Raw genomic sequence first — 25,908 nt, 5'->3', positions numbered from 1 at the left:
CGAACAGAAAAAAGCACTCCAAAAATTCATTTGGAGTGCCCAGTTCTTATACGGTTACTTCGTTTGCATCTTCTAGTGTGATTTCTGTGATATTCATCGCATGGTCACCGATTCGCTCAAGGTTTGAGAGCATATCAACGAAGAACATACCTGCTTGTCCATCACAAGTCCCTTTGTTCAAGCGGACGACGTGGTTCTTACGGAATTGACGCTCGAGCATATCAAGCTTCGCTTCCATTTCAATGACTTTACGTGCCTCGACCATATCACTGCTCGCCAACGTTTGAAGTGATTTCTCTAGCGTTTCACGTGTGAGGTCGTACATTTCAGTCAATTCTTTTTGAGCATCAGCCGACAGTGTGACTTTCGTAGCTGTCTTATAATCGATTAACTCAATGATGTTTTCAACATGATCACCAATGCGTTCGATGTCGTTGATTGCATGCATGAGTGTCTTGTGCTCTTGTGATTCTTGTTCTGTCAAATCAACTGCGGCCAATTTCACGAGATAATCAGTAATTTTGGCATTTAACGAATTTAACGCTTCTTCGATATGAGCTGACTTTTCAGAGTGTTTTTTGTCGCCTGTAGTCAAATAGTTACGCGCTTCATCAAGACCAAGTTTTGCGAAATCTCCCATGCGGATGACTTCATATTTTGCTTGTTCTACGGCAATCGATGGTGACTGTTGAATGAAGATTGGATCTAGGTGTTGCGCTTTCGTGTCAACGATTGAATCTTCGCCAGGCACCATTTTCGTTACGAGCCAAGCAATCGAACCAATGAACCAGAACTGAATGAACGTATTGGCAAAGTTGAACGTACCGTGTGCGAATGCAATTTGCATCTTGTCTTCAATTGCTAAGAAGTCTGTAATCCAATAGATATAATTTGTAAAAGGAATTAACAAAATCATGAAGATTGTCGTACCAATCAAGTTGAAGATGACGTGCGCTGCTGCTGCACGTCGTGCGGCAACTGAAGCACCGATTGATGCGAGAATCGCTGTGATTGTTGTTCCGATGTTATCACCGAACAATACTGGAAGCGCGGCGTCTAAGTCGATTGACCCTCCAGCATATAGCTCTTGTAAGATACCAATTGTTGCGGAAGATGATTGTACAATGACAGTAAATACTGTACCGACGATGACTCCGAGGAACGGATTGTCACTCATAGATTGTGTCAAGTCGATGAAATACTCACTTGAACGAAGTGGACGCATCCCGTCTCCCATCAACTCAAGACCGTAGAAAAGTGCCCCAAGACCAAAGATGACTTGTCCAAGGTGTTGAAAACGTTCTTTCTTAAAGAAGAAGAGCAGGACTGCACCGATTGCAATCATCGGAAGCGAATATTCACCGACATCGAATCCGATAATGAATGCCGTGACCGTTGTACCGATGTTTGCACCCATGATGACTCCAATTGCTTGACGAAGCGTCATGAAGCCAGCACTGACCAGCCCGACCGTAATAACGGTAGTACCTGAAGAAGATTGAATCAATACTGTAACGATAATCCCGGCGAGTACACCAAGGAAAGGATTCGTTGTATACTTATCAAGGATGTCTCGCAGGCGATTCCCTGCAGACTTTTGGAGTCCGTCTCCCATCGATTTGATCCCGAAGAGGAAGATCCCTAGACCTCCAAAAAACATGAATAACATTTCTTGCAAATTGTATTCCACGATTTTTGTACTCCTTTTAATTAAGAATTGGTTGGATTTGCTTGGTTTTTAATGCCCTACTCATTATGCCTTCATCGGCATCTTCATGTAAACACGTTTTATGTAAAAGTTTTATTAAAACGCTGTACCAAAATTGTCTATTTATGAGTCTTTGTAATATAACAGATTGGAGTTTTTATATGTTATCCACGATTTTCACGTTTCTCCGCTCAAGTCTAGTCCCTTCAAAACAAGTGTTACGACTTCGTCTTGCGCCACTACATGCTTATATGGGCGCAGCTTTTATTCTGACGCTTGTCATCACTACGTTAGATTTTTTAGTAATTCGTCCTGACTTTTTTATTCCGATGTGGCTATTTTTACACGGCTTCGCAATCTTCTTTTTCTATTTGATTTGGGTATCCATCATTGCTTTATTCGTCCAATTGTTTACGAAAATCTATTCAAAAAATATGTTGCCCTATCGTCAATCTTGGCCATATGCCGTGTCGATGACTCTTGTGCCGACTGTTCTGTTAGTCACGTTGTATCATATCAATTCAAATTTCATAGTTATTGGTTTGATTATTGGATTAGGGTATGTTATCTATCCTCTGACGAAAGTGCCACAAAAAAAACAACGTCGGGCGTCCTCTTGAACGCTCGACGTTGTTTATGTCGGTGACAATTCCTCAAGTGTTTGATTCAGTGCCTCACTTTGGTCTCCTAAGTTCGTGCCAGCATCTTGTAGTGAGCGTTGAACATTCGACCAACGATCTACCCCTTCATTTAAATCACTCAATTTCCGCTCAAGCAATGAACTGATTTCTCGTAACTTCTCATTCGATTCCATCAATTGAACGAGCCGCTCCCCTGTACTAGAGGTATGAACAGTAATTTCCTGAAACTCGTCTAGCTGAACTTTAATCTCGTAATCAATCGTCTCGATACCAGCCTCGACACGATCGACGGCATCTTTTAGAAGGTGAATCTCCCCAATGAAGTCATTGACTTCAGATAGCAAGTCTATTCGTTCTATGTTCAGCGCTTCAATGGCACTGACCGCTAGAAGCGTTGCCTCATTTGTCATTTTGGCCAAGTTGCCCACTTCATTCGCAACGACAGCAAATCCTTTGCCATGTTCTCCAGCTCGTGCCGCCTCGATTGATGCGTTTAATGACAGCATTTTTGTCGCTGTCGAGACGGAGAGGATACTTTTTAGCGCTTCATCTGCCTTTGAAGAGTTCACTTCACTTTCCATAAGCTTTTGCTGAATGGACTCAACTTGACGCTCGACATAGGCACTGACTTCTTTCACTGCAGAGAATGTTTCAAGCTCTTCATGTAAAATTGATTTTAATCGATTCCCTCGTTCATCCACACTTGTAATTTGTTGTTCGAGCATTTCAATTTGTTGTGTCACTTCTCTCATTTTAGATGAGGACCCGCTCGTCACACATTGATAAGAGTGACTCGTAGACTCTACAGTGGCTGCGACTTCTCTAAACTGTTCCACTTGATGGTGACTGTTCAATAGCTCTTGTTTGAAGACTGGCAAGCTCTTATTAAATGCTATTGCAGTTTTCCCCATCATTGTCATCGATTGATTCCACAGATGAATGAACGCATTGAATTCCGTTTCTAACATATGTATTTCCTTTGACTTTGCTCCAAGCATTACATCGTCGAATCGGCGCGACTCGACAGCGCGACGTAACGAATTGGCTAGAACACTTAATGAATTTACTTCACGGTGAATGAACCGTGTAAACATAAAGGTCATCCCAATCATCGCAATCAATAAGATGTAAACGATATGCCTCCGTAACTCACTCATCGAACCGAGAACAGATTCTTTCGTGACGACAAGAACGTAATCTGCTTTCAGTTCAGGAATCGGTACGGAAGCAATTAATAATCGCTCTGTTTCTATCACTTCCGATTTAGAATTCTCAAAGATATCTTCTATAGAACTGTCTGCCGTTATTCCTTTCTTCCCTGTCAATTGCACGACCGACTGCTCATTCACTAAAAATTGAGCCGCATCCATCTCATCTCCTGATAAGATCGATGCTTGTTGCATATAGGTAGACTTCAGTGAACGATTCAATTGTTTCTCGTTAGCGACATAGGCACTGTATGAGGTCTTAATTGATTCTCGCATAACCGTGACTTCTCGCAGGAGACGTTGCTCAATCTCCGCTGACAACAGTTGTTCAGATTTTAGTGCGAACCAACTAAATGTGAGGATGAAGATAAGAAGGACGATTGGCATCAGTGTCCATTGAAGACGGTGTGCCATTTTTAGACGTTTATTTTTCTTGGTTTCATTTCTGGCTTTTTTGATTAGATGTCGTTTGAAATTCCACTTCACGTGTGCCACCTCTTTTTATAATCTCGCCTATATATCGGTCTTGAGACGGTGGAAAATTATGAAGTAGATGTTAAGATAACGTTATAGTTTGTAAAGAGCACACATCCGTTACGCATCCTAGATGCTTTTTCACATTCTTTTCGTTATGATAATGAAGAAACCTTATCATCTTAAATCGATTGGATTCTTTCCAAAAGAAGGAGATTACGTATATGTCAGAAATTTTGCATCGTTCATTAACACGTCCGATTCGTGTCGGTAACTTGATTATCGGGGGATCTAACGAAGTCATTATCCAATCTATGACCACAACGAAAACACATGACGTCGAGGCGACAGTCGCCGAAATCAAACGTCTTGAAGAAGCTGGTTGCCAAGTCGTTCGCGTGGCATGTCCAGACGAACGTGCAGCTGACGCATTAGCTGAAATCAAGAGCCGCATCAACATCCCGCTCGTCGTCGATATTCACTTCGATTACAAGCTTGCCTTAAAAGCGATTGAAAGTGGCGTCGATAAAATTCGCATCAACCCGGGTAACATTGGTCGCCGTGAGAAAGTAGAAGCTGTCGTAAACGCAGCAAAAGCAAAAGGGATTCCAATTCGGATTGGTGTCAACGCTGGCTCATTAGAAAAACAATTCCTTGAAAAGTATGGTTATCCGACTGCCCAAGGAATGGTTGAAAGTGCCATGCACCACGTCAAGATTCTCGAGGACCTCGGATTCTACAACACGATCATCTCGCTCAAAGCGTCTGACGTGAATCTCGCACTCGAAGCGTACACGCTCGCTGCGAAGACATTCGACTATCCACTCCATGTCGGAATCACAGAGTCCGGCCCGCTCTTCTCTGGCTCACTCAAGTCAGCGGCCGGACTCGGCGCCATCCTTTCACTCGGTATCGGCTCAACTGTTCGGGTCTCGCTTTCAGATGATCCGGTAGAAGAGGTGAAAGTTGCAAAAGAAGTACTCAAGTCGTTCGGGCTTGCAGCGAATGCCGCGACTCTAATTTCTTGCCCAACGTGTGGGCGAATTGAAATCGATTTGATTTCGATTGCAAAAGAAGTAGAAGATTACATTCAAAATATTAACGTCAATATTAAAGTTGCCGTTCTCGGATGTGCGGTAAACGGTCCGGGTGAGGCTCGTGAAGCCGATATCGGAATCGCTGGCGCACGTAACGAAGGTCTCCTCTTCCGTCACGGAAAGATTATCCGTAAAGTGCCTGAAGCGACGATGGTCGAAGAATTGAAAAAAGAAATCGATGCCATCGCCGCTGAAAAAATGGCTGAACGTGAGCGCGAAGAACAGGAACTCGCAAATCAATCAAATTAACAAATCTCATTCCCGTACGGTTGCAACCGTACGGGTTTTTGATAGAATAGAGGGCATGTGAGGAGGAGTGATGAGATGCGAATCGGCATTGATTTGGACGGAACCGTTACAGATCCTAAAAGTTGTTTCCTATATATGAATGAATCACTCGGTTATTCGATTGATTATCATCGTGCGACCGAGTACGAGTTGCATACGTATACAACGATGGAGCAACATGAATTTTGGAAGTTTATGATTGAAGAGGGGCATGAGGAAGCGATTTACCGCCGTTCCCTTCCGCACTCCGATGTGCTTAATGTGTTATGGGAGCTAAAGCGACAACATCATCTGCATTACGTCACTGCCAGAAGTGAGGCCGTGCGACCGGTTACGGAAGAATGGATCAAACAGCATCGCCTTCCGCTCGATTCGTTGGTCATGACCGGTTCCCATGATAAAATCAATGTCGTCAAAGACTTGTCACTCGAACTGTTTATGGAAGATCGATATGAGAACGCAATCTCGATTCATGAAGAAACATCAATCCCGGTACTCCTATTCGATGCACCTTATAATCGTAAGACGTTACCAGAGGGCGTGACCCGTATTTCGACATGGCGCGAGGCGCACCATCATGTCGCACAAATAGAGAAACAAATCGTTCTACAGCAACGTTAAAAGGCAATCCCGACGCAATCGGGATTGCCTTTTTAAATTCGTCCGAGCTCTTCGATCACATCGCTTGCTAGTACACTTGCGGGGTGTATCGTTCGACTAATCGATTTGGCGGCGAGCGCATGCCACAATACAGCTTGCTCACTAGGAGATTGAAGCTCACCTTTTCTTGACCAGAGCGCAAGTAAGATTCCCGTCAATATGTCTCCACTCCCACCTTTCGCTAAAGCAGACGCTTCTACAGTATTGACGGCACCTTTCCCATCAGGTGTGACGATGAGGGTATACGTGCCTTTTAAAATCAAATGAACTCGATGTTGTTTCGCGAACTCGCTGGCCACAGCGAAACGGTCCCCTTCGATTTCTTCAACCGATTGATTGGTCAGTCTGGAAAATTCGCCAGGATGAGGCGTTAAGATGAGCGGACCTCGTGTTTCTAAACGTCTCGTCGAGAGCGCACCCGCATCGACAATAATGGGACAAGACTGGTGCTTCACTTGTTGCCAGATGGTATCCATCCCCTCACCTTCCACCATACCGGGACCAATTGCAATCGCATCATATGATTGCTCTAGAACATCCGAATGTTGATTGTACATCGCTTCAGGCAATGTTGAAATGAACGGGCTTGCTTCTCGTGGGATGGAGAGATTTAATAAACCAATCCCCGAACGAATCGCAGCACGACCTCCTAAAAATGGTGCGCCTAACAAATGACGACTTCCACCGATAAGTATACCGTGTCCATAGTCTGTTTTATGACTAAATCGGTCCCGCTCCAATAATGACCGATTGAAATCAGATTCGGTCAACACGCTCCAATTCGATGTATGCGGTAATCCAATATCAATTCGTTCAATCTGTCCGTAATATGGCGACGTACGATTTAAAAACGCAGTACGTTTGTATCCGTGCAAACAATATGTGCGTGTTGCCTGAATCGCCAGACCATCAAACTCACGTGCATGGTCACTCGGTATTCCTGAAGGAAGATCAATCGATAAGACGGTTGCCATTTGTTGATTCACCCATTCAATCACGTCCCTTGCTTTTCCAGTCACGGGACCAGACAGTCCGACTCCGAAAAGAGCATCAATGACAATATCCGTTGCTACAGGTTGTTCAATCACACGAACGAGCGAAGACGCATATGCCGCGTGTGTCGAAGCTGCCTCTGATTTACTATCACCAAGTGGTAACCATACACTCACCTCATGTCCTTTTACGGCGAGCTCTCTTGCGACGACCCAGCCATCCCCTCCATTGTTTCCGGTACCACACACCACCAATATGGTTGAATGCGATTCGATTGGAAGTTTAGGCACGATTGCCGAGGCCGCCCGTTCCATCAATACCGACTCAGGCATCCCGTTTTGAGTAGCGGTTTGATCAATCTGTTTGATTTCTGCAGCTGTATAAATCATTTGAAGCCCCCCTTTCGATACAAAAAAGGAATTGAATCAATTCAATCCCTTTTGCTTACATTCTTTACAATACCCATATATCTCAAACTTATGGTCGACCACTTCAAATTCAGGATCGAGCGTTTCTACGAATCTCATTGGACACAAATCGAGTAGCTTCGTCTTCCCACAATTTCGACAAATCAAATGATGATGGTGGTGGTTCGCACTACACGTGACACGGAACGACTTTTCCCCGTCTAGCTCTGTCGCTTCGAGTAAACCTTCTTCAGCAAACGATTTGAGATTCCGATAGACTGTATCAAAACTCATCGTCGGATGCTTATCCCGCATGTATTCAAGCACTTCTTTCGCACTGATATAGCGGTCTTCTTCAGAGAGATAGGCATACATTTCCAGACGTTTCGGTGTGACTTTTAAAGAGGACGAACGAAGTCGGTCCAGTCTTTCTGTCTCATTCATGATATACCTCCTTTTTCCTGAAACTCATCACTTTTTCAAGTAACATAACGATGGCAAGAATGCTGACAGCAATCAACACGATTACCCCACCTGGTGCGACATCGAGGTCATAGGCGAGGACAAGTCCACCGATTGTCGCGACCTCTCCAAAGATGACGGACCAAAGAATCGTCTGTTTGAAGCTTGAGGTGAAACGTAACGCAGCTGCGACCGGTAGGGTAATCAAGCTAGAGACGAGGAGCGTACCGACAATTCGCATGCTCACAGCAATGACAAGCGCAACGATGAACATGAACAGCGTGTGGAGCATCGTACTTGGCAGTCCAGAGACTTTTGCTTGCTCTTCATCAAATGACAAGAACAACAGTTGCTTATAAAAGATGATAATGACAACTAGGGTCACAACTGCTACACCAACAATCAATGATATATCAGACTGGCTCACTGCAGAAATCGATCCGAATAAGAGTGATGATAAATCAATAGAGAAGCCTCTAGAGAGCGATATGAAGATTGCACTGAGTCCCATCCCTGCAGACATCATAATTGGAATAGACAGTTCTTGAAAGTGAATATATTTCCCGCGCAACCAATTGAGCCCAAGTGCCGCTAGCACCGAAATTAACGTACCCATATAAAGCGGGTTTAGCCCAGCAAACAAGGCAATATATTGTCCAAGAAATAAGCTAAATGAAATACCGGCAAGGGTTATGTGTGACAGTGCATCGGCAATCAAGCTCATTCGTCTGACCACAACAAATGAACCAATTAAAGGAGCAGTGAAGCCGATGACAAGTGCCGCGATGAACGCATAACGTAAAAAACTATATGTCCAGAGATCTGCAATCATCTTGTACCCTCGTGAATGAGAACTTTGACAGGATATGGTTTGATGGATGATGCCAGTTCACCGAGCTCACTATATTCCCTTAAACCACAATTGCACGCCAATTTTCCATGATCAAGATGGACGACTTTCGTGACGAGGTCCGTCACAACGTTCAAATCGTGTGTGACGAGTACGAATGTACACGTCGTATGTTCTCTGAGCATATGCAATACTTCATAAAAATCCTGTAGATGCTTTTGGTCGACACCAACGGTCGGTTCATCGAGAATCAATAGATCGGGCTGGTTAACCATCGCCCGTGCGATGAAGACCCGTTGTTGCTGCCCACCTGATAATTCTCCAATTTTACGATGGCGAAACTGCCACATATTTACCGTTTCAAGAGCATTTTGAATCGCTGCTTGATCTTCTATTTTGAGACGTTTGAATAAACCAAGGCGACCATATCTTCCCATTGCTACGACCTCTTCCACCGTAACCGGGAATCCCGAGTTAAACGAGGCCGCTTTTTGGGAAACGTAACTGATACGAGACTTGTCTTTAAACTGCGAGATTGGCTTGCCAAAAAGTTCGACAGACCCTTGTTGTGGGTTTAGTAAACCAAGAATGGTTCGAATCAAGGTCGACTTCCCAGAACCGTTTTCTCCAACGATTGCGACAAAGTCCCCTTGTCGAATATCAATCGATACGTGTTGTAAGGCCGGTGTCCCATCATAGAAATAAGACACATCGTTTAATTTGACGACGGATTTTGTCATCTAATCCCTTCTCTCATTTGATAAATCGTAATCATTTCTACTTCCTAGGCGTTTGTATTATACAAAATATTAGACATGTCTTCAAGCAAGACCGGTTTCCCCCTCAGCGAAATGTTAAAATTCACGTAAATCATATGTTCGTTCAAAAGCTTGTCGATTACACTATTAGTATGAAGGGGATGGTTTTATGGAAAAGAAACTTGCAGTCATTGATATCGGGTCCAACTCGATCCGGAACGTCATTTTTGAAGTCAACGAGGAAGGACAATACTTTGAGCGTTTGAACGTAAAAGAGGTCGCTCGTTTATCTAGCCATATTAGTGATTCGAATGAAATGACAGATGAAGGAATCGCTGCGCTCATCGATACATTACGTCATTTTAAGGAATTAAACGATTATCACACCGTTACCGATGTACTCCCTGTGGCGACGGCTGCCATTCGGAACGCTAATAATTCGGATGAAATTTTACAACAAGTAAAGCTATCTACTGACATGACCATCCGTTTGTTAAGTGATTATGAAGAAGCGTATTACGGATACTCAGCCATTGTCAATTCGACCTATGTTGAAGATGGCTATTCGGTCGATATTGGCGGAGGATCAATGGAAGTCACCTATTTTCAGAACCGAGAGCTCGTCTTTTATCACAGCTTCCCGTTCGGTGCCGTCACATTGACAAAAGAGTTTATGAAAGACGATACAATGACGAAAGACGAACGTAAGGCATTGATTTCATACTTGAAGAAAGCATTCAAAGAAATTGAATGGTTGGAACCTCATGGCGTCCCACTTGTCGGTGTTGGTGGGACAGCTCGAAACTTAGTTCGTGTTGAACAGACCCTATCTAACTTTCCACTTGAAGGAATTCATCAATATACAATCTCTGCTGATCAACTTGAGGAAGTTGTAGACGAGCTCGTCGGAATGTCGAGTAAGCAACTCGGACGCTTGGACGGACTCTCTAAAGACCGCGTCGACATCATCGCACCTGCTGTCACAGCAATCGGAGAACTAGCAAAATATTTGAAAGTTCCTGAATTTACGATGAGTAACAATGGGCTTCGTGAAGGCCTCTTCTATGAAAACTATTTACATGAGCACGACAAAGTCCGTTTCGCCGACGTCAAAGAAGAGAGCTTCCGACATTTTGAAAAACAATATGATGTGAACCCCACCCGCCATCAACACTTGATTCGCTTGGCCCGTCAGTTGTATACCGGATTGATTGAAGAAAAAGTGATTAAACCGAAACCGTTCGAACCAGGGCTTCTTGAAGGGGCCTGTCGCCTCGCTTATGTCGGAGAGTATATCGATCATAACAACAAGAGCGACCACACGTTCCATTTAATCACTACAAACGATTTTAAAGGGCTAAACAACGAAGACCGTCTCGCCCTTGCTCTCGTCACATCATTTAAATCAAAACGAGTATTAGAACAACATATCGAAGCATTTCCGAAGTGGTTTGATCAAAAGTTGTTAAAGAGTCTTGAATTGCTCGGTTCCATTGTAAAGCTCGTCGATGCCTTCGATTTGACCGAACGCCAAATCGTCACCGATCTACATGTTTCTAGGTCAAAAGACGGACTTATACTCTCTCTTGAGACGAATGGGTCTGCTCGTTTTGAGTTGCAACGAAGTACACGACATAAAAAGCATTTAGAACGCGCAATCGACCAATCGATTGAGATCGTTATAAGTGAGGAGGAATAAACATGTCCGACTATACGTATGACCATTTCAACAACCGTGAACTCAGCTGGCTCGATTTCAATGAACGTGTTCTAGAAGAGGCGATGGACGAGCGAAATCCGCTAATGGAGCGTTTAAAATTTTTAGCAATCTTCAGCTCAAATCTTGACGAATTTTATATGGTGCGTGTCGGTGGATTAAAGGATGAGGTACTCGCCGGGTTTAACCGTCCAGAAGATAAGACGGGACTAACTCCGAAACAACAAATTAAGTCGATTTCGATGCGAGCACAGGAACTCGTCGAGACCCAATATGCGACCTATAAAAAAATCACGAAACAGCTATCTAACCAGAATGTCCGCTTTTTACGCACGAAACATTTGAACAAGACACAGCAGGACTTTGTGAAAGAGTATTTTCGCACACATGTTTTTCCGGTCCTCACTCCGATTGCAATTGATGCCTATCGGCCGTTTCCAATGCTTTTATCAAAATCGTTGAATATCGCCGTCGAAATCGCTTCAAACAGCGAAGGAAAGAAACGACTCGCCCTCGTTCAAGTTCCATCTGTTCTTCCTCGTTATCTGGAACTGCCTACCGATGATGAGGAACATACAGATTTGGTTTTACTAGAAGATTTAATCATTCAATTTATCGACTCGCTCTTCAAAGGATTCGTCGTCGAATCAACGATGCCATTCCGAATTACCCGTAATGCTGATATGCCGTTTCATGAGGAAGACAGTCGCGACGTCTTGAAACAAATCGAAAAAGAACTGAAAAAACGACGTTACGGGGTTGGCATCCGACTCGAAGTGCAACAACGTTCATTACGAAAAGAATTGTTGTTCATGCTACAAGATGTCCTCGATTTACACGACCGTGACATTTTCATCGTCGATGGTCCAATCGACCTGACCTTTTTATTCGGTATATACAGCCAAATCGGGATGGAATACGATGATATGATCAATGAGACATTGATTCCCTTTATCCCCGAAGGTCTAGAATCCGGAAAAGATTTATTCCAAAGCATCGCCAAACAGGATTATCTGCTTCATCACCCGTATCACTCGTTTGATCCGATCGTCCGATTTATCGCTCAAGCTGCAAAAGACCCGAATGTGTTAGCCATCAAACAGACACTATACCGAGTCTCAGGGGACTCCCCAATCATCAAAGCGTTGACCGATGCTGCAGAAAGCGGGAAGCAAGTGACCGTTCTCGTTGAATTGAAGGCGCGCTTCGATGAAGAGAAAAATATTCAATGGGCGAAGCAACTTGAAAAAGCCGGGGCTCACGTGATTTACGGTTATAAAGAACTCAAAACGCATTCTAAAATCACACTCGTCGTTCGAATCTTAGAAGGAGGAGTATTGCAGCGCTTCGTCCACCTCGGAACAGGTAACTATAATGACTCTACAGCAAAATTGTATACCGATGTTGGGCTCCTCACGACAAATGAGGAACTCGCTGAGGATGCCACAAACTTTTTCAACTGGTTGTCCGGTTATGGAGAAAGACCGTCCTGGCATCAATTTGAGACATCTCCCGATGATATGAAAGATTTTTTCCTCAATAAGATTGAAGAAGAGATTAAATTACATGAGAAGTATGGCAATGGACGAATTGTCGCCAAGATGAATTCGATAACAGATCGAGCTATCATCACTAAACTATATGATGCTTCCTCTGCAGGAGTAAAAATCGATTTGATTATACGTGGAATTTGTTGCTTGCGGCCAGGAATCAAAGGTGTCTCTGAAAACATTCGAGTCATTTCCATTATCGATCGCTATCTCGAACACTCACGAATCTTTTATTTCTATCAAAATGGCAAAGAAGACTTGTACTGTTCTTCAGCTGACTGGATGACCCGTAATATGAAGAAGCGGATTGAGATTCTCTTCCCTATCCTGAATACATCGCACAAGACGTATATCAAAGACATGATGGCTCTTCAACTCGTTGATAACGTTAAGGCAAGAAGACAGCGTTCTGACGGACGATATGTATATGTGAAAGGAGAGGCCAAAGAAGAAGAGATCCAGTCACAAATCATCATTCATCAATATACAGGTGGTCGTTGGAATAACATTCCAAGCGTCTTTGAGCGGGAACCTTCAAATTGGGCCGAACGTGAAGTCCTCCGTCTGCGATCTGAAAATGAGAAAATGACAGATGACTGATGTTAGACTTCTCAAAAGAAGAAAGTCATTGTATAATGAATTCGGTTACGTCATTATAAAGCGCTTTCAATAAAAGAGACGGAGGAATTATACATGCAAGAAATTTTACTATCATTACTCGCTGGTTTGATTTGCGGTGCTATTTTTACAGCACTCAAACTGCCACTTCCGGCACCACCGGTATTACCAGGAGTTGTCGGCATCTTCGGGGTCTTCCTTGGAATGAAAGTCTATCAATTCGCTATGGCAAACTGGCCATTCTAAAAAAGATGTCCCTCAAAAAGGGACATCTTTTTTAGTACAGTGTATGGATTGCTTTATGACAGGTCGGACATATCCATATACCATGCTCATCTGAAAGGTGATACTCCATCAATTTTATCGCATCACTCCCGTAACGCACTGCGAGGTCAGTTTGACAAATCGAGCACATGGTCGATTGAGGCAACGGTGCGAATAGCTTTTCTCGAAATATATGCGCTTCATAAGTCTCTTTCGTCCATTTAGACGACGGTACGTGATAGCCGTCATTCCACTTTTTCCGCATCGACTCGTACGGTTCATCCACCTGATACATGCCAATCTTTAATAGCGGATGATGAAAGTGAAGTTGTAGCAGATCCACCAAGCTATACGTTGCCAAGCCTTCTACCCCATCACCGAGCCAATATGGATCATCCGGTCGCATAATCTTTTCTTCTAACAAAATCTCCGCTTCCGCCACAATCCCATGTCCAATCACTTCGATAAACGCTGTCGGAGTCGTTACTTTCCCTTTTACATAAACCGGACTTTGCTCAAGGAAATAAGTCGGGAATGCGTTCCAGACGTCGTATCGATTCGGGTCGACCTGAAGGACGTTCATCACTTATTGATGAGCTAGCGTGAATTGATCACGCCATTCAGAATCAAATTGATTCGCACGGAACATCTCAATTTCTTGTTTGTATGGAGCAATTTTCGTTTTTTCACTGATTGGGATATATGGTGTCTCTAAAATTTTTGGTAGATGTGCGAATGCCTCATGATGAACAATACGATTTAATGTATCAAATCCAATCTCGCCATATCCGATGTTTTCATGACGGTCTTTTTTCGCACCGCGAACGTTCTTCGAATCATTCACATGAAGTACGCCGAGACGATCGATTCCAACGATGCGATCGAATTCTTCGATTACACCGTCTAAATCACCGACTAAATCATACCCAGCGTCATGAACGTGACACGTATCAAAGCAAACGGACAGACGATCATTATGTGTTACGCCGTCGATGATAGTCGCAAGCTCTTCAAACGTCTTTCCGAGTTCGCTCCCTTTTCCTGCCATCGTCTCAAGCGCGATTTTCACTTGTTCGTCACCCGTCAGTACCTCATTTAGTCCTTCAATGATTCGGGCGAGACCGACTTCTTCTCCTGCGCCGACATGTGCTCCAGGGTGGAGGACAACGTGACGAGCTGCTTGTAGTGCTTCAGCCCGTTTTAATTCCTGTGTCAAAAAGGAAACGGCCAACTCGAACGTCTCTGGCTTTGTCGTATTTCCGAGATTGATGATATACGGGGCATGTACGACAATCTCCTCGATGTCGTGTGCCGACATATGCTTCAGGGCCGCCTCGATGTTCAAATCTTCAATCGGTTTACGTCGTGTATTTTGGGGGGCACCTGTATACACCATCATCGTATTCGCCCCGTACGACACGGCCTCTTCACTACCTGCAAGTAACATCTTTTTACCTGATACCGAAACGTGTGAACCTATTTTTAACATCATCATCTTCCCTTCATATGCTTCTTTCTTTAGTTTACACAAAAAGAAGAACCGACTCCAAGAAGTCGATTCTTCAAATGATTAACGTTTGTTTTTTTTGCGTGCAGCCCGACGATCCGTGCGCTGTTGTTGCATATGCTCGCGTGATGCGGTCTCTTTTAACTTATACTTAAATTTCTTCTTATAGCCAGGCTTCACTTTTTTCTTCGCCTTTTTAATTTCACCAGCCATACGGCTATGTGCCGTATGCGAAACTTTCATTTTCCGGTCTGTTTGGCGACGACGACGTGTTTTAATCGGTTGAATCGAACCGTTACGCAAATCGACGTGTGTGAATTCGAACCCACGCTCTTCGAGACGATTGATCGGCCCATTTTCATGGTCCTCGTATAGAGTATATGCCTCACCTGATGCGCCCGCACGACCAGTACGACCGACACGGTGCGTGTAGAAATCAAGATCTTTCGGGATGCCGTGGTTGATGACGTGAGAAACTCCTGAAATATCAATTCCGCGAGCCGCCAAATCAGTCGCAATAACATATTGATACTTGGCATCATTAATATCTTTGATGGCTTGTTTACGGCGACGGGCTTGCATGTCTCCATGTAACGTACCTACATTTAATCCTGCTTCACGGAACGATGTTTCCAATTCATCCGCTTCTTGTTTCGTATTTGTGAATACAAGACAAACAAAAGGATTAATTGCTTTTGCAATTTCAACAGTCAAGTCTTTGCGGTCACGGTGACGGACCGGAATGACATGGTGTTTGATTTTTGGTGCGACACGATCTTCAGGGCTTGCTTCAGCAAAGCGCGGATCGTGCAAATATTTCTTCAAGAACGGCTCAAGTTTCTCAGGGATTGTCGCTGAGAAGACCATCGTTTGAAGTTTTTCCGGGAGTGACTGCGCGATGCGGTCAACTTCCGGTAAGAACCCCATATCGAGCATTTGGTCGGCTTCATCGACGACAAAATGCGTAACTTTGTGCGAGAACAAAGCCTGCACTTTCATCAAGTCAAGGATTCGTCCAGGCGTCCCGACGATGAGTTGTGGTGGATTTTTCATCTTATCGATTTGACGTTCGCGGTCTGTTCCTCCGACAATCAAACTTGATTTGATATAATCCGGATTTTTAATAAGAATCGATTTCAATTCTTCATGAATCTGCCAAGCGAGTTCACGTGTCGGGGCGACTACGATAGCTTGAACTGATGCTTCTTCTGGGTTGATCGCTTCGACGATCGGTAACAAGAACGCAAGTGTTTTACCCGTTCCTGTCTGTGATTTTCCAATAATATCTCGACCATTTAATGCAGCCGGAATAATCCGTGCTTGTATATCGGTCGGTTTTGTGATGCGCTTTTCTGTTAAGGCATCAATCATAAACGGTAGCAATTTGAACTGTTGGAAGCTGTTCAATCGATACACCTCCTGTTTCTTTCCACTTTTCCTAGCATAGCGGAATCAAATGATTTGTCAATCAATCTTTTGCCACACCTTCGTATAAATAACTTGCTGAATAATAGTGTTTGGCAATTTTCTTTCCATTTAAATGTAGTTCGAGCGCTTTGAATCCGACTTCCATCATCTCATTCGGTGACTGCACGACAGTCGCATTGACTTTCCCATTTTGAATGAGGGGATAGATATCTGAGATGCCGTCCACCGATACGATGGTCTTGTCCGTCAAACCGTGACTTTCTAAAGCTCGGACGACACCGAACGTATTATCGTCATTGTGCGAAAAGACGGCATCAAAAGGGATATCTTCTTCTAGCCAACGAGACATCTCAATTTCTGCTTGAAACGTATCGTAATTCCCAGTGATCGATGCGATGATTTGAAAATGATCGGCATTTGCCTTCTCATATTCGCGAATCCCGAGGCTGCGGTCCATCGTGGAGCGGACTTTCGGGGTTCCCCTTACCTCTACCACGCGAATCGGTCGTTCGAGATCACTATACTTCGCAGCAATCTGTTCTGCTGCCATTCGTCCGATATCGACATTGTCAGATACGACCGATGTCAAGACACTCGAATGATCAATCATACGATCAATTGCAATAATTGGAATGTTTTCACGTTTAGCGCGTTCTAATGAAGGTTGAATAAACGTATCATCTAGCGTCGTTAAAAAGATTGCCTCGACACCTCGGTCAATCAAAGAATCTAGCTTTTCTTTTTCAAGGACACGTGAGTCCTCACTCGTCGTCGGAATCGGAGTAAACCCTTTTTGATTGGCCGTATGCACAAATGAGTCTAATAATTTGTTCGCATGTTCATGCTTATCACTGACAAACACGAACCCAACTTCTTTTTCCCTTATTTTTTTCTCCGGTAACTGTATCGATGTAATGAGAAGAATAGTCATCGCCCAAATAATCGGCAACCAGAGCCAATAATGTTTAAGTCCCTTCATGATGGTTGTCTCCTTGGGATTTTGATTAAAATCGCCGTCCCCTTGCCTAACGAACTATCAATCTCCATCATACCGTTCACACTTTTCAAGTACTCTTGAATCATGTAAATGCCAAGACCGTTCCCACTCTCTTTCGTTGTATGGAAAGCGGAACCGAACATCTTAAGTTGTTCCTCACTCATGCCAACCCCATTGTCTTCAATTAAGAAACGATACTCCTGTTCCGTAAAGAGAATCGTAACAACCACACTTCCCTTTGCACCCTCCGTTTCCACGGCATCAACAGCGTTTTTGAATAGGTTATAAATGATTTGAACGAGCATATCAAATGACGCATAAAATGGTGGCATGTCGTTCGGTACAAGTAATTCCCATTTAGTCGGGCGCTTATAACATTCAGCATCCATTAAAAATTCGAGACGCTTCGTAAAGTCTATCATATTAATCCATTCTTCATACTTCCCCGCCTGATCTGGCTTAGCGAGCGTCAACATCGTCGAAATTAAACTGTTTGCCCGCTCTAACTCCTTAATGGCAACGTCGACCATATCCTTGCTGCCCTGTCCTTCTCGTACCATTTGTAACGTGATGTGCACTGGGGTCAAAGGGTTTCGAATTTCATGCGCAATCCCCGCGGCCAGTTGACCAAGTGAAGCTAATTTTTCTTGATGTAAGATTAGCTGTTGCTGGCTCAACTGTTCACGTCGAGATGTTTCCATCCGCTGCGCATAATCGTTATATGTGTCGAGTAACGTTTCCACTTCTTTTGAACCAGTTCGTTCCAATGAGATCGTTCCGAGGGATTGTTGCTTTTTGATGCGATTGACCAGCTCGACAAGGGGGTTTGTCAATGTACGGGAGAGTAACAACCCAACGAGAATACTCAAGAAAAATGTGACGAGTGCGATCATCAAGTATTGCCAACGCGTATCATACACTGTCTCGTACACCGAATCATTCTGATGTTTTGCGAGCATGCTCCATCCACTGACACGGGCATCTGGTTCATACATCAACGTGTCTTCATCCGTACTTAGAATGGTCCGCGTGTTTCGTCCTAACGTTTCGTCAATGACTTCACGCGAAACACGACGCTCCGCATCTGTGACCAGATTGAATGAGGTAGTCAATACTTCGCCTTGATTGTCTAACAAGTATAAGATCATATCATCATTAGCAGATTCTAACGAACGACGATACAAATCAGAGTTCAAGACACTGATACTCCCGCCAAAGATTCCGACCGGTCGATTGTCTTCGATGACAGGAACATATAAGAAAGTTCCCATATCTCCACTGATCATGATGGGGTCACTCATATATAATTCTCTTCCACTAGCAGTCAACACTTCCATGAATTTAGGATCGCGTTTAATAATAGATGAAGAGACCTGCCGTTCGGAGTACCATTTAAACGAATCTTGCCTAGCATCATAATAAAAGATTGATGTAAAACTCGTCCGTTGATTCAAATAACCTGTTCGGATTCGTTCTTCAATCCATGGTTCGTTTCCTACATAAGCACCAAGGTAAACTAAATCTTCATACAATTTTCCGATTCGGGACTCAATATTTTCAATACTGTCATCAATCGCATAATCAAATTGTTCTTTTGCAAGTTCTTCTGCTCGAGACACCGTGACGCGATCAGCAGAAAAGGCAAGCGATGAAATGACAAGTGCTAAAATAATGATAATAATGAACGTGATTTGGAAAAAGTAAGATTTTCTAAGCTCATGCAATTGTTTCATGCGATTCACGGCGTCCCTCCTTTCTAACCTAAAAATTATAGCATGAATACACGCAAATCTTTTCGTATTTTCGAAACAATGTTAGACTAATACGTATGAAAGCACTTCGAAAGGAGCCTTCGTCTTCATATGAAAGTTAAAAAAATTAGTCCACGCGGATATTGCTATGGTGTCGTCGATGCCATGAAACTCGCAAATGAGGCGGTCGCAAATCCAGATTTGCCACGCCCGATTCATATACTTGGAATGATTGTTCATAATCGTCACGTCACACAGGCATTTGAGGATCTCGGTGTCAAAACGGTCGATGGTGATGATCGGATGCAGGCACTCGAAACAATTGATTGTGGTACGGTCGTCTTCACGGCACACGGAATTTCACCACTCGTTCGCAAACGGGCCATCGAGAAAGGGTTGACGATTGTTGATGCCTCGTGTCCAGACGTACTTGTCACACACGATTTGATTCGTGAAAAAACAGCAGAAGGATATGATGTCATTTACATCGGAAAACATGGACATCCAGAACCGGAAGGCGCAATCGGGGTTGCACCTGACCATGTTCACTTGATTCAATACGAACATGAAATCGATCAGTTACCGAGTCGATTGTTTGAACGAAAAATTCTTGTGACAAACCAGACGACGATGAGTCAATGGGACGTTTCCACATTGATTGAAAAAATCCAGGCACGTTATCCGCATATTGAAGTGCATAACGAAATTTGTAACGCGACACAAGTACGTCAGGAAGCCGTTGCTGAACAGGCTGGTGACTGCGATTTACTAATTGTCGTCGGAGATCCTAAATCAAATAACTCGAATCGCTTGGCACAAGTATCAAAAGAAATCGCCGGTACGAATGCGTATCGCATCGGTGACTTGAGCGAACTGGATATGGATTGGCTCGAAGGTGTGGAGACCGTTGCCGTGACGTCCGGTGCCTCTACACCTACTCCAATTACTAAAAAAGTGATCGACTTCTTGTCACAGTACGAACCTGAAGATTTGAGCACGCACGATAAAACGCCGTATCTCGAGCTTCGAAGTATCTTACCAAAAGTTAAAGCATTGCGGAAGTGAAGGAATCCCCCATTCTCTTATATGAGGATGGGGGATTTTAGGTTATCTAAACTTAAACGGGTTCGTGTTTACTTCGGAAATCATCAAGTCGACATCAATTTTTGCCTTCAAAAATTTCTCGCTAAGCATATCGACGACTCCTCGTTTCATGACACTCTCGACATGATGACCTGGATCTACTACCGCAAGCCCTAAAGCCATCGCATCATGGGCCACATGGAAGTATAAGTCACCTGTCACATATGCATCCGCTCCTCTAAAATGAGCTGCTGATACATATTTATTCCCATCCCCACCTAATACGGCTACTTTTTCAATTGACCGCTCTAAATCACCAACGACTCGCACGCCTTCTACGCCAAAGCTTGTCTTTACATGATCAGCGAACTTTTCGAGTGTCAGCGCTCGTTCGAGTCGTCCGATTCGTCCTAGACCATACACATGTCCGTCAATCTCATCACGGACCAAGTCATACGCGACTTCTTCATAAGGATGTGCATCTTTCATCGCTTTCAAGACACGCTTTTTCTGACTTTCGCGAACGACTGTTTCAATTTTCATCTCATTCACTTGCTCGGTTTCATGCGGACGCCCAATGAACGGGGTCGCTTCATCAAGCGGAGTAAATTGTCCTGTCCCCGAAACCTGAAACTGACAATCCGCATAGTCTCGGATATGTCCTGCCCCTGCCTTTCCTAGGGCACGGGAGACGTCCTGGGCGTGTGTTTCTGGCACGAATACAGATAGTTTATAGACCGGCTCTTCATACGTCGGAACGAGCACTTTCGTGTCACGCAACCCGATTGCTTCACTCATCCAGTCATTGACACCACCGACACACACGTCTAAGTTCGTATGTGCGACGTAGACCGCAATGTTATGCTGAATGCACTTCATCGTAATTTTTCCTGCCGTGGAGCGATCATTAACTTGAGATAACGGGCTAAAAATCGGGGGGTGGTGCGCAATAATCAAATCGATTTCGTTCTCAATCGCTTCGTCAACGACCGATTCGAGAACATCGAGTGTCACCATAACCCGCTTAACCTCTTTATTTAGCGTACCGATTTGCAAACCAATTTTATCACCTTCGACTGCCAGATGTTTCGGTGCAAACTCTTCAAATAATTGAATCACTTGATTGCCATTCGCCATTACTGACTCACCTCTCTCATCTTGTCACGCATTTTCTTAAATTCGACTTGTTTTTGAATCAGTGCCTCTGACTGAATCCCGTCTGCCATTTGACCGAGAACGTACTCCAACTTATCTGCTTCTCGACTCCATTTGAGCTTGAATGGTTCTGGTCGTTCCTGAATGAGAAAGGGACCGAATAACAATTGCCAATTCCGTTCATTCACTTCTTCACTGTAAATCGTTTCTATCCCTTTTTCGCCCACAAGAATCTCATATACCTTATCGTTCTCTTCCACAATCGCCTCTTCGACGAGGACATAGCCATTCTCAAGCAACCAGCTTCGAACGTGCTGCCCGTCGACGTTAGGTTGAAGAATGAGACGTTCGACCGCACCCAATTTCTCTTTACCTGCTTCAAGGATGGAACGAATCAAACTCCCTCCCATCCCGCAAATCGAGATACAAGTTGCCTCATCCTCTTTCAATACTGCGAGACCATCACCAAGTCGCACATCGATTGCATCAAGGGATTCAATCAGGTCCACTTGTGCTCTTGCAGCCTCCATCGGACCTACATTCACTTCTCCTGCGATTCCTTTTGAAATGATTCCTTGTTGAAGGGCATAACATGGTACGTATGCATGATCCGACCCGATATCGGCGAGCACACTTCCTTTAGGGATATAATCGACAACCTGCTTCAAGCGGCGGTCTAAGATGATACGTTCTTGCATTCAAGACAACTCCTTTGTTCTACTTCTTCTTTAGCGTATCGAATTCTCCGCACTTCGACAACAAAAAACGCACCCCATTATGGAGTGCGCAACCTCTTATTGTTCAATCAACCAGTTCGCAAGCACTTCTGCTTCTTCAGCCGATGCAAGACCTGCTGGCATCGATCCTTGTCCATTGACGATGATGTTTGCGATTTCTTCTGGTGAAAGGCGATCACCTACTCCAGTAAGCGCTGGACCTACGCCACCTTCAAGGTTTCCGCCGTGGCAACCTGTGCAACCCTTCGCTGCGTATAACTCTTCTGGGTTCATTTCAGTGACTGCTGGACCTTCAGCCGCTTGTTGCGCCTGATTCACACCAAAATACGATAATGATACCATGGCAATAATTGCGACGATTGCGATTGCCGCAAACGGTAACAATGGATTACGCATTGTAGTTCCCCCTCATGTTCATTCCAAATTTCTATCCAACACTATTTTACTCAAAAAATAATAAAGAAGGAAGGAAAATCACTCATTTTCCTTCCTTTCTTCTAAAACTTCACACTTTATACAAATATGAAATTAATCGAGGAAGTCTTTCAAGCGTTTGGAACGACTAGGGTGACGTAATTTACGAAGAGCTTTCGCTTCGATTTGACGAATCCGCTCACGTGTGACGCCGAATACTTTTCCGACTTCTTCAAGTGTACGTGTGCGACCATCATCTAACCCGAAACGAAGGCGAAGGACATTTTCTTCCCGGTCTGTCAACGTATCGAGGACATCTTCTAATTGCTCTTTCAACAATTCATATGCAGCTGCATCTTGTGGTGCCATCGCGTCCTGGTCTTCAATGAAGTCCCCGAGATGTGAATCGTCCTCTTCCCCAATCGGTGTTTCAAGTGAAACTGGTTCTTGAGCAATTTTTAAAATCTCACGAACTTTTTCAGGTGTGAGCTCCATCTCTTTGGCAATTTCTTCTGGAGCTGGTTCACGACCGAGATCTTGAAGCAATTGACGTTGAACACGAATCAACTTGTTGATTGTCTCGACCATGTGTACCGGAATACGGATCGTCCGGGCTTGGTCAGCAATCGCACGGGTAATGGCTTGACGAATCCACCACGTTGCGTACGTCGAGAACTTGAACCCTTTCATATAGTCGAACTTTTCGACTGCTTTAATGAGTCCCATGTTTCCTTCTTGAATCAAATCAAGGAAGAGCATCCCACGACCGACGTAGCGTTTCGCAATCGATACGACAAGGCGTAAGTTTGCTTCTGCGAGACGTTTCTTCGCCTCTTCGTCTCCTTGTTCGATTCGCTTAGCAAGCTCTGTCTCATCTTTCGCGCTCAGAAGATCGACACGACCGATTTCTTTCAGATACATGCGAACCGGATCGTTGATTTTAATCCCAGGTGGTACTGACAAATCGTTTAAATCAACTTCCTCATCCTCTTTTTTCGCAGGGGTTTCTTCTGCGTCAGCTGCATCTTCTGTGACACGGATATCTTTCGCTTCTAAATCTTCGATGAAGTTATCGATGAAATCCGAATCCACCTCAAAATGACTGAGGCGATCTTGAATCGCTTGCATTGAGACGACGCCCTTTTTCTTTCCTAACTTTTCAAGCTCTTCTATGGCGTTAAATAAATCCTCTTTCTTCTTCTCTGCCATCTAGCAGTTCAACTCCTTCCAAACTTCATCCACGATCATCGTTCTCGAAGACGACGACTACGGGCAATCAATTCTTGTAGCTTGGACGCCTGGTCTACTATACTTTCGGCGTCTTGAGCGATTTCCCTTTTTGCACGCTCGATTTGACGTTGCTCCTCATAACTGTTTATGACCCGAATGTATTCGTCTAAAACCTCTTCAGACAGTTCATCCGGTCCAGCCATCAGGCGAATTTCCGCAAAGCGCATCGCATAATCGGGGCGTTGATCACAATAACGCTCCATAAAAGGAAGCGTAACTTGATCAAATTCATCTTGTGTCATCGTTTCGGATACAACTTCATACAATGCAGAGCCAAGCATACGATGGATTTCATCTTGATAACGAAGCCCTAAGCGGTCACGTACGAAACGAACCTGCTCCGGTCCCGTCAACATCGCGCGCAACAAGTTCTTTTCAGCTTTCATCCAACGAGGCTCACCTGTTTTACTCGAACGTTTTCGTATCGGTTCCACAGCGTCAACTGTGCGAGTTGGATTTGATTCGCTTGACGTCGGATGAGGAATTCTCGAACGAAGCGTCTCTAGCGGAATTTCAAACTCATCCGACAGCTTTTTCACATACATATCTCTTCGAATCGAATCATTCGTCTTACCAATCTCTTCAAGCATAGATTCAATAAAGCGAATCCGTTCTCCTTCTCGATTCAAGTTTTTCCCTCGCCTGAGCATCCGATTCATAAAATCAAGAACACTCAATTGTTCAGTTTCGACAAACTGTTGCCAGTGAGTTGCCCCATGTTGACGGATATAATCGTCCGGATCGGTCTTTTCTGGTAGCGGCAAAACTTGTACATCAAGTGGAGACGTTTCTAATAGGCGAATGACTTTTTGAGTCGCTTCTTGTCCCGCGTGGTCCCCATCATAACAGATGACCACTTCTTCCACGATACGAGACAGGGCTCTTGCATGTTGTGGAGAAAATGCGGTACCGAGTGATGCCACGACTTCTTTTGTCCCCGCTTGTGCCACTTGCAAAACGTCAACGTTTCCTTCGACGAGGAAGACACGTTTTTTCTTTCGCATCAATGCCCTCGCCTGGGAGAAACCGAATAACAGTTCACTTTTATTGAATAACGGTGTTTCAGCCGTATTCACGTACTTTGGCTGTCGATCATCAATCGCACGGCCACTGAAGCCCACGATGGTGCCGTCTCGATCCGCAATCGGAAAGACGACCCGTCCTTCAAATCGGTCAAAATATTCACCGGATTTAGACTTCGAAATCAAACCTGCTTCAACCATCACTTCTAAATCGAACCCTCGTCGCTCCAACAACTCGACAGTAAAGCGTCGTTGGTCTGGGGCAAAACCAATCTTATATTGCGCAATCGTCTCTTCGTTTAACTCGCGATTTCGCAAATATGACAATCCCACTTCGCCAGCTTCCGTTTTCATCAATACTTCATGATACAAGTCAGCAACGAGTCGATGCGCATCCCGCATCTGTTTGCGCCATACTTGTTCACGTGTCAATTCTTCGTCACCTTGGATGCCGTCTACTGAAATGCTCGCGCGCGTTGCTAGGCGCTCGACCGTTTCGGGAAAGGATAACCCTTCGGTCTCCATCACAAATGTAAATACATTTCCTCCGGCACCACAACCGAAGCAGTGATACATCCCTTTTTCGGGCGAAACGGAGAAGGACGGAGAGTTCTCGGAATGGAAGGGACATAATCCGACCAATCGATGTCCCTGTTTCTTTAATTCGACACGTTCGCCAATCAACTCCACGATATCGGTTGCCTGTTTCACTTCTGCGATAACTTCATCTGGTATCCGTGGCATCTTGACCACTCCCTGTTTCCAATCTCGCAACGAAACGGAACGCTCATCACGTTCCGTTTCACTGTACTGTCAATACTCTATTATA

23 protein-coding genes are annotated in these 25,908 nt (G+C 44.3%); 7 read left to right on the top strand and 16 right to left on the bottom strand.

Annotated elements, in window-relative coordinates; translation table 11 throughout:
* Nucleotides 1–46: 46 nt before the first annotated feature.
* Nucleotides 47–1,690 (bottom strand): Na/Pi cotransporter family protein, encoded by a 1,644-nt coding sequence (locus P400_RS0108030; protein ID WP_026825698.1) that lies wholly within the window; start codon nt 1,688–1,690, stop codon nt 47–49.
* A 179-nt stretch (nt 1,691–1,869) separates the two neighbouring features.
* On the opposite strand from P400_RS0108030, the gene P400_RS0108025 reads away from it, so the two are divergent.
* Nucleotides 1,870–2,328, top strand: a complete 459-nt coding sequence (locus P400_RS0108025) for a hypothetical protein (protein WP_026825697.1) — start codon at nt 1,870–1,872, stop codon at nt 2,326–2,328.
* Nucleotides 2,329–2,342: 14 nt separating this feature from the next.
* On the opposite strand, the gene P400_RS0108020 is transcribed toward P400_RS0108025, so the two are convergent.
* Nucleotides 2,343–4,043, bottom strand: coding sequence for a methyl-accepting chemotaxis protein (locus P400_RS0108020; protein WP_026825696.1), 1,701 nt, complete (start codon nt 4,041–4,043; stop codon nt 2,343–2,345).
* Nucleotides 4,044–4,255: 212 nt separating this feature from the next.
* Between P400_RS0108020 and ispG the strand changes: the two genes are divergently transcribed.
* Nucleotides 4,256–5,377 (top strand): flavodoxin-dependent (E)-4-hydroxy-3-methylbut-2-enyl-diphosphate synthase, encoded by a 1,122-nt coding sequence (ispG, locus tag P400_RS0108015; protein WP_026825695.1) that lies wholly within the window; start codon nt 4,256–4,258, stop codon nt 5,375–5,377.
* Between the two features lie 75 nt (nt 5,378–5,452).
* The gene (locus tag P400_RS0108010; RefSeq protein ID WP_026825694.1) at nt 5,453–6,037 is read left to right on the top strand and encodes a hypothetical protein; all 585 of its coding nucleotides are present in this window, start codon (nt 5,453–5,455) and stop codon (nt 6,035–6,037) included.
* Between the two features lie 32 nt (nt 6,038–6,069).
* On the opposite strand, the gene P400_RS0108005 is transcribed toward P400_RS0108010, so the two are convergent.
* From P400_RS0108005 to P400_RS0107990, 4 genes are read right to left on the bottom strand one after another with little or no spacing between them, the layout of a single operon-like run.
* The gene (locus tag P400_RS0108005; protein ID WP_026825693.1) at nt 6,070–7,458 is read right to left on the bottom strand and encodes an NAD(P)H-hydrate dehydratase; all 1,389 of its coding nucleotides are present in this window, start codon (nt 7,456–7,458) and stop codon (nt 6,070–6,072) included.
* A gap of 36 nt (nt 7,459–7,494) precedes the next feature.
* Complete coding sequence (locus P400_RS0108000) at nt 7,495–7,920, bottom strand: Fur family transcriptional regulator (RefSeq protein WP_026825692.1); 426 nt, start codon at nt 7,918–7,920, stop codon at nt 7,495–7,497.
* Complete coding sequence (locus P400_RS0107995; protein WP_026825691.1) at nt 7,913–8,770, bottom strand: metal ABC transporter permease; 858 nt, start codon at nt 8,768–8,770, stop codon at nt 7,913–7,915. Before P400_RS0107995 ends, P400_RS0108000 begins: the two co-directional genes overlap by 8 nt.
* Nucleotides 8,767–9,528, bottom strand: a complete 762-nt coding sequence (locus P400_RS0107990) for a metal ABC transporter ATP-binding protein (RefSeq protein ID WP_026825690.1) — start codon at nt 9,526–9,528, stop codon at nt 8,767–8,769. The genes P400_RS0107995 and P400_RS0107990 overlap by 4 nt, the downstream gene beginning before the upstream one ends.
* A gap of 187 nt (nt 9,529–9,715) precedes the next feature.
* Between P400_RS0107990 and P400_RS0107985 the strand changes: the two genes are divergently transcribed.
* The 3 genes from P400_RS0107985 to P400_RS15060 all read left to right on the top strand — a co-directional run bounded on the left by P400_RS0107985 (nt 9,716) and on the right by P400_RS15060 (nt 13,677).
* The gene (locus P400_RS0107985; RefSeq protein WP_026825689.1) at nt 9,716–11,245 is read left to right on the top strand and encodes a Ppx/GppA family phosphatase; all 1,530 of its coding nucleotides are present in this window, start codon (nt 9,716–9,718) and stop codon (nt 11,243–11,245) included.
* A 2-nt stretch (nt 11,246–11,247) separates the two neighbouring features.
* Nucleotides 11,248–13,413: an RNA degradosome polyphosphate kinase gene (locus tag P400_RS0107980; RefSeq protein ID WP_026825688.1), complete on the top strand. Its 2,166-nt coding sequence runs from the start codon at nt 11,248–11,250 to the stop codon at nt 13,411–13,413.
* A gap of 93 nt (nt 13,414–13,506) precedes the next feature.
* Nucleotides 13,507–13,677, top strand: coding sequence for a DUF1427 family protein (locus P400_RS15060; protein WP_034770979.1), 171 nt, complete (start codon nt 13,507–13,509; stop codon nt 13,675–13,677).
* 31 nt (nt 13,678–13,708) lie between these two features.
* Here the strand turns inward: P400_RS15060 and P400_RS0107970 are convergent, their stop codons facing one another.
* The 5 genes from P400_RS0107970 to P400_RS0107950 all read right to left on the bottom strand — a co-directional run bounded on the left by P400_RS0107970 (nt 13,709) and on the right by P400_RS0107950 (nt 19,360).
* Entirely contained in the window at nt 13,709–14,278 is a 570-nt protein-coding gene (locus tag P400_RS0107970) for a hypothetical protein (protein WP_026825687.1), read from the bottom strand.
* Between the two features lie 3 nt (nt 14,279–14,281).
* Nucleotides 14,282–15,184, bottom strand: a complete 903-nt coding sequence (locus P400_RS0107965; RefSeq protein ID WP_026825686.1) for a deoxyribonuclease IV — start codon at nt 15,182–15,184, stop codon at nt 14,282–14,284.
* A gap of 81 nt (nt 15,185–15,265) precedes the next feature.
* Nucleotides 15,266–16,609, bottom strand: coding sequence for a DEAD/DEAH box helicase (locus tag P400_RS0107960; protein WP_034770978.1), 1,344 nt, complete (start codon nt 16,607–16,609; stop codon nt 15,266–15,268).
* 61 nt (nt 16,610–16,670) lie between these two features.
* The gene (locus P400_RS0107955) at nt 16,671–17,609 is read right to left on the bottom strand and encodes a sugar ABC transporter substrate-binding protein (RefSeq protein WP_026825684.1); all 939 of its coding nucleotides are present in this window, start codon (nt 17,607–17,609) and stop codon (nt 16,671–16,673) included.
* Nucleotides 17,606–19,360 (bottom strand): sensor histidine kinase, encoded by a 1,755-nt coding sequence (locus P400_RS0107950; RefSeq protein ID WP_235181875.1) that lies wholly within the window; start codon nt 19,358–19,360, stop codon nt 17,606–17,608. Before P400_RS0107950 ends, P400_RS0107955 begins: the two co-directional genes overlap by 4 nt.
* Before the next feature lie 129 nt (nt 19,361–19,489).
* Here P400_RS0107950 and P400_RS0107945 point away from each other — a divergent pair, with 129 nt between their 5' ends.
* Nucleotides 19,490–20,443 (top strand): 4-hydroxy-3-methylbut-2-enyl diphosphate reductase, encoded by a 954-nt coding sequence (locus P400_RS0107945; protein ID WP_026825682.1) that lies wholly within the window; start codon nt 19,490–19,492, stop codon nt 20,441–20,443.
* A gap of 42 nt (nt 20,444–20,485) precedes the next feature.
* On the opposite strand, the gene P400_RS0107940 is transcribed toward P400_RS0107945, so the two are convergent.
* The 5 genes from P400_RS0107940 to dnaG all read right to left on the bottom strand — a co-directional run bounded on the left by P400_RS0107940 (nt 20,486) and on the right by dnaG (nt 25,823).
* On the bottom strand, nt 20,486–21,598 hold the full coding sequence (locus tag P400_RS0107940; RefSeq protein WP_026825681.1) for a Nif3-like dinuclear metal center hexameric protein: 1,113 nt from the start codon (nt 21,596–21,598) through the stop codon (nt 20,486–20,488).
* Entirely contained in the window at nt 21,598–22,314 is a 717-nt protein-coding gene (locus P400_RS0107935; RefSeq protein ID WP_026825680.1) for a tRNA (adenine(22)-N(1))-methyltransferase, read from the bottom strand. The genes P400_RS0107940 and P400_RS0107935 overlap by 1 nt, the downstream gene beginning before the upstream one ends.
* A 96-nt stretch (nt 22,315–22,410) precedes the next feature.
* The gene (cccA, locus tag P400_RS0107930) at nt 22,411–22,749 is read right to left on the bottom strand and encodes a cytochrome c550 (protein WP_026825679.1); all 339 of its coding nucleotides are present in this window, start codon (nt 22,747–22,749) and stop codon (nt 22,411–22,413) included.
* A 132-nt stretch (nt 22,750–22,881) separates the two neighbouring features.
* Nucleotides 22,882–23,976 carry an RNA polymerase sigma factor RpoD gene (gene rpoD / locus P400_RS0107925; RefSeq protein WP_026825678.1) on the bottom strand — a complete coding sequence of 365 codons (1,095 nt, stop codon included), beginning with the start codon at nt 23,974–23,976 and terminating at the stop codon, nt 22,882–22,884.
* Nucleotides 23,977–24,011: 35 nt separating this feature from the next.
* Complete coding sequence (gene dnaG, locus P400_RS0107920; RefSeq protein WP_026825677.1) at nt 24,012–25,823, bottom strand: DNA primase; 1,812 nt, start codon at nt 25,821–25,823, stop codon at nt 24,012–24,014.
* Nucleotides 25,824–25,908: the final 85 nt, after the last annotated feature.

The organism is Exiguobacterium marinum DSM 16307 (assembly GCF_000620845.1).
GTDB classification, from domain to species: Bacteria; Bacillota; Bacilli; order Exiguobacteriales; family Exiguobacteriaceae; genus Exiguobacterium; species Exiguobacterium marinum.
This window is presented reverse-complemented; position numbering and strand designations above follow the sequence as displayed.

Coding starts and splice junctions, on each gene's coding strand:
- P400_RS15060 (WP_034770979.1), top strand. CDS start 13,507: ATGCAAGAAATTTTACTATCATTACTCGCTGGTTTGATTTGCGGTGCT.
- P400_RS0107955 (WP_026825684.1), bottom strand. CDS start 17,609: ATGAAGGGACTTAAACATTATTGGCTCTGGTTGCCGATTATTTGGGCG.
- P400_RS0107985 (WP_026825689.1), top strand. CDS start 9,716: ATGGAAAAGAAACTTGCAGTCATTGATATCGGGTCCAACTCGATCCGG.
- P400_RS0107965 (WP_026825686.1), bottom strand. CDS start 15,184: ATGTTAAAAATAGGTTCACACGTTTCGGTATCAGGTAAAAAGATGTTA.
- P400_RS0107970 (WP_026825687.1), bottom strand. CDS start 14,278: ATGAACGTCCTTCAGGTCGACCCGAATCGATACGACGTCTGGAACGCA.
- P400_RS0108010 (WP_026825694.1), top strand. CDS start 5,453: ATGCGAATCGGCATTGATTTGGACGGAACCGTTACAGATCCTAAAAGT.
- P400_RS0107945 (WP_026825682.1), top strand. CDS start 19,490: ATGAAAGTTAAAAAAATTAGTCCACGCGGATATTGCTATGGTGTCGTC.
- cccA (WP_026825679.1), bottom strand. CDS start 22,749: ATGCGTAATCCATTGTTACCGTTTGCGGCAATCGCAATCGTCGCAATT.
- rpoD (WP_026825678.1), bottom strand. CDS start 23,976: ATGGCAGAGAAGAAGAAAGAGGATTTATTTAACGCCATAGAAGAGCTT.
- ispG (WP_026825695.1), top strand. CDS start 4,256: ATGTCAGAAATTTTGCATCGTTCATTAACACGTCCGATTCGTGTCGGT.
- P400_RS0107935 (WP_026825680.1), bottom strand. CDS start 22,314: ATGCAAGAACGTATCATCTTAGACCGCCGCTTGAAGCAGGTTGTCGAT.
- P400_RS0107940 (WP_026825681.1), bottom strand. CDS start 21,598: ATGGCGAATGGCAATCAAGTGATTCAATTATTTGAAGAGTTTGCACCG.
- P400_RS0107980 (WP_026825688.1), top strand. CDS start 11,248: ATGTCCGACTATACGTATGACCATTTCAACAACCGTGAACTCAGCTGG.
- P400_RS0107990 (WP_026825690.1), bottom strand. CDS start 9,528: ATGACAAAATCCGTCGTCAAATTAAACGATGTGTCTTATTTCTATGAT.
- P400_RS0108005 (WP_026825693.1), bottom strand. CDS start 7,458: ATGATTTATACAGCTGCAGAAATCAAACAGATTGATCAAACCGCTACT.
- P400_RS0108000 (WP_026825692.1), bottom strand. CDS start 7,920: ATGAATGAGACAGAAAGACTGGACCGACTTCGTTCGTCCTCTTTAAAA.
- P400_RS0107995 (WP_026825691.1), bottom strand. CDS start 8,770: ATGATTGCAGATCTCTGGACATATAGTTTTTTACGTTATGCGTTCATC.
- dnaG (WP_026825677.1), bottom strand. CDS start 25,823: ATGCCACGGATACCAGATGAAGTTATCGCAGAAGTGAAACAGGCAACC.
- P400_RS0108025 (WP_026825697.1), top strand. CDS start 1,870: ATGTTATCCACGATTTTCACGTTTCTCCGCTCAAGTCTAGTCCCTTCA.
- P400_RS0107950 (WP_235181875.1), bottom strand. CDS start 19,360: ATGAAACAATTGCATGAGCTTAGAAAATCTTACTTTTTCCAAATCACG.